We start from the raw sequence: 3,201 nt of genomic DNA on the forward strand, positions 1-3,201 counted from the left end.
TAGAGCATCGAGGCGACGGCGTCCACCCGCAGCCCGTCGATGTGGAACTCCTCGCACCAGTACACCGCGTTGGCGACCAGGAAGTTGCGCACCTCGGTCCGCCCGAAGTCGAACTCGTACGTCCCCCAGTCCGGGTGCTCGGCCCGGCGGTCGTCCCCGGGCTCGTACAGCGGCTCCCCGTCGAACCGGGCCAGCGCCCAGTCGTCCTTCGGGAAGTGCGCCGGCACCCAGTCCATGATCACACCGAGGCCGGCCCGGTGGCAGGCGTCGACGAAGTACCGGAAGTCGTCCGGGGAGCCCAGCCGCGGGGTCGGCGCGTAGTAGGAGGTGACCTGGTACCCCCAGGAGCCGCTGAAGGGATGCGCGGCGACCGGCATCAGCTCCAGGTGCGTGAAACCCATCTCCTTGGCGTAGGCGGGCAGTTCCGCCGCCAGCTCGCGGTAGCCCAGGCCCGGCCGCCAGGACGGCAGATGGACCTCGTACACGGAGAACGGCGCCTCGTGCACGGGGGTGTCCGCGCGGTGCGCCATCCACTCGGCGTCGCCCCACGCGTAGTCCGGGGCCGCCACGACCACCGACGCCGTGTCCGGCGGTACCTCCGTGCGCCGCGCCATCGGGTCGGCCTTCAGGAACCGGTGTCCGTGCCGGGAGGTGATCTCGAACTTGTACCGGGTGCCCTCGCCGATCCCGGGCAGGAACAGCTCCCACACCCCGGACGCGCCCAGCGACCGCATCGGGTACTGCGTGCCGTCCCAGTAGGTGAAGTCACCGGCGACCCGCACCCCCTGGGCGTTCGGCGCCCACACGGTGAAGCGGGTGCCGGCCACGCCCTGGTGGGTCATCGGCTCGGCGCCGAGCGCCGTCCACAGCTGCTCGTGCCGGCCCTCCCGGATCAGGTGCAGGTCCAGCTCGCCGAGCGAGGGCAGGAAGCGGTACGGGTCCGGCACCTCCTGCTCGCCGTCGGCGTACGCCACCAGCAGCGTGTATGACGGGATGTCCGGGTAGGGCAGGACGGCCGAGAACAGGCCGCCGCCATCGGAGGTCAGCCGGTTGCGCATCCCGTCGACCAGGACGCTCACCGAGCGGGCGTTCGGCCTGAGCGCCCGGAACAGCGTGCCGCCGGGCACCGGATGGGCGCCCAGCAGGGCGTGCGGATCGTGGTGCGCGCCGCCGAGCAGCCGGTCGCGGTCCCCGGGGTCGAGGGGAACGGTCGTGGCCGGGAGCGGGCCGGCGGACTCCGGGGGTGATGTGTCGCGCAGTGCCATGGCGTCAGCCTCCCCACACGGCGAGCCGCTGGATCGCGGCCATCGGAACCGGCAACCAGTCCGGACGGTGCCTCGCTTCGTACAACACCTCGTACACCGCCCTGTCCGTCTCGTGCGCGCGCAGCAGCGCGTGCTTCTTCCGGGGATCCCAGCCGGCCCGCGCGGCATAGCCCGCGCAGAAGGCCTCGCGGCAGCGGCGCGCCCACTCGGGCCGCCAGGGCCGGCGCTGCCGGGCCGCGTAGTCGAAGGAGCGCAGCATCCCCGCGACGTCCCGCACCGGGGACTGCGCGGCCCGCCGCTCGGCGAGCGGGCGGGACGGCTCACCCTCGAAGTCGATGACGAACCAGTCCCGTCCGGCCCGCAGCACCTGCCCGAGGTGCAGGTCGCCGTGGATGCGCTGGGCCGGCGGGCCGGTGTCGCAGCCAGCCAGCGCGCCGAACGCGGTGCGCAGCCCGGGGACGAAGGGCCGCAGCGCGGGCACCGCGTGCGCGGCGGCGTCCAGCCGGGCGCACATCGCCTCCGCCGTACGGCTGTGATCCCCGGGCCCGGCCGCGGGGAACGCCTCGGCCAGCGCGAGGTGCACCTCGGCCATCGCCCGGCCCAGCTCCCGGGCCTCGGCGGTGAAGTCGTCGCCGGAGGCGAGCGCGCGCAGCGCCAGCGTCCAGCCGTCGGCGGCGTCGGGCAGGAACGGCTGCAGCACGCCCAGCGTGGCCGGGTTCGGCGCGGTCGTGCTGAACCAGGCCACCGGCGCCGGCACCCGCGAGCAGCCCTGCGCGGCCAGCGCGCCCGGCACCTCCAGGTCGGGGTTGACGCCCGGCTGGATGCGGCGGAAGACCTTCAGGATGTACGCGTCGCCGTAGACGATCGAGGAGTTGGACTGCTCGGCGTCCAGCAGGCGCGGCGGCAGCCCCCCGGGCAGGTCGTCGGCGGCCGGGTCGGCCTCGAAGCGCAGGGGTCCGGCCGTGCCCGGCCGGCGCAGCCGCTCCAGGAGCAGATGCGCGGAGCGCGGGTCGTGCAGGGCGTCGTACACGGCGAGACCGGCCAGCGGACCCTCCTCGGCGCGGCCGATGTACGCCCGCGCCAGGCGCGGCGCCGGCTGCTGGCGCAGACCGAGCAGGAGCTGGTAGCAGTCGCCGGGCGGGGGCGTGCCGCCCGGCGTGGGTACCGGGGCGTGGCCGGCGTGGACCAGCAGGTGCAGACAGCCCGGGAACAGCTCGGTCACGGACAACACCGACAGGTCCGTGACGGGCCGGTCCTTGCCCGCGAACCAGCGCTGCTCCGGCAGCCATTCGCGCAGCAGCCCACCCAGCGAGGCCAGCGGCCCCCGCACGTCGGGCGTGGTTCTCGGTCGGAGGGTGATGGTCTTCGGCATGGTGACGCGTCCTTTCCTCGGCGCCGGGCGTCAGCGGCGGCGGCCGATGCGGGATGCGACTCGGGTGAGCCGGAACCAGTAGAAGCCGTGGCCGGCCAGGGTGAGGAGGTAGGGCAGTTCACCGATGGCGGGGAACCGCACCCCGCCGATCAGCTCCACGGGATGCCGTCCGTCGTACTCCCGCAGGTCGAGTTCCGTGGGCTGCGCGAACCGGGAGAAGTTGTTGACGCACAGCACCAGGTCGTCACCGTATTCGCGGAGGAACGCGAGCACCGCCGGGTTGGAGGACTGGAGTTCCGTGAACGAGCCGAGTCCGAAGGCAGGATTCTGCTTGCGGATCTCGATCATGCGGCGGGTCCAGTGCAGCAGCGACGACGGCGACGACATGGAGGCCTCGACGTTGGTGACCTGGTAGCCGTGGACGGGGTCCATGATGGTGGGCAGGTAGAGCCGTCCGGGGTCGCAGGAGGAGAACCCGGCGTTGCGGTCGGGTGTCCACTGCATGGGGGTGCGTACGGCGTCGCGGTCGCCGAGCCAGATGTTGTCGCCCATGCCGATCTCGTC

Annotated in this window: 3 protein-coding genes; all 3 read right to left on the reverse strand. The window is 73.4% G+C overall.

Features of this window, described 5'->3' with window-relative positions:
- Positions 1-1,265 (reverse strand): 1,4-alpha-glucan branching enzyme (glgB, locus tag ABZ854_RS37130; RefSeq protein WP_361220447.1); only part of this gene is annotated, 1,265 nt, incomplete at its 3' end.
- A gap of 4 nt (positions 1,266-1,269) precedes the next feature.
- Positions 1,270-2,637, reverse strand: a complete 1,368-nt coding sequence (locus ABZ854_RS37135) for a maltokinase (protein WP_361220450.1) — start codon at positions 2,635-2,637, stop codon at positions 1,270-1,272.
- A gap of 30 nt (positions 2,638-2,667) precedes the next feature.
- Positions 2,668-3,201: alpha-glucosidase C-terminal domain-containing protein (locus ABZ854_RS37140; RefSeq protein ID WP_361220453.1), on the reverse strand; the 534-nt coding region annotated here is incomplete at its 5' end.

Origin of the sequence: Streptomyces sp. NPDC047028 (genome assembly GCF_040644095.1) — a bacterium.
Taxonomy (GTDB): domain Bacteria; phylum Actinomycetota; class Actinomycetes; order Streptomycetales; family Streptomycetaceae; genus Streptomyces.

Excerpts from the sequence above, each read along its gene's own strand:
- ABZ854_RS37135 (WP_361220450.1), bottom strand. The coding sequence starts at position 2,637 with ATGCCGAAGACCATCACCCTCCGACCGAGAACCACGCCCGACGTGCGG.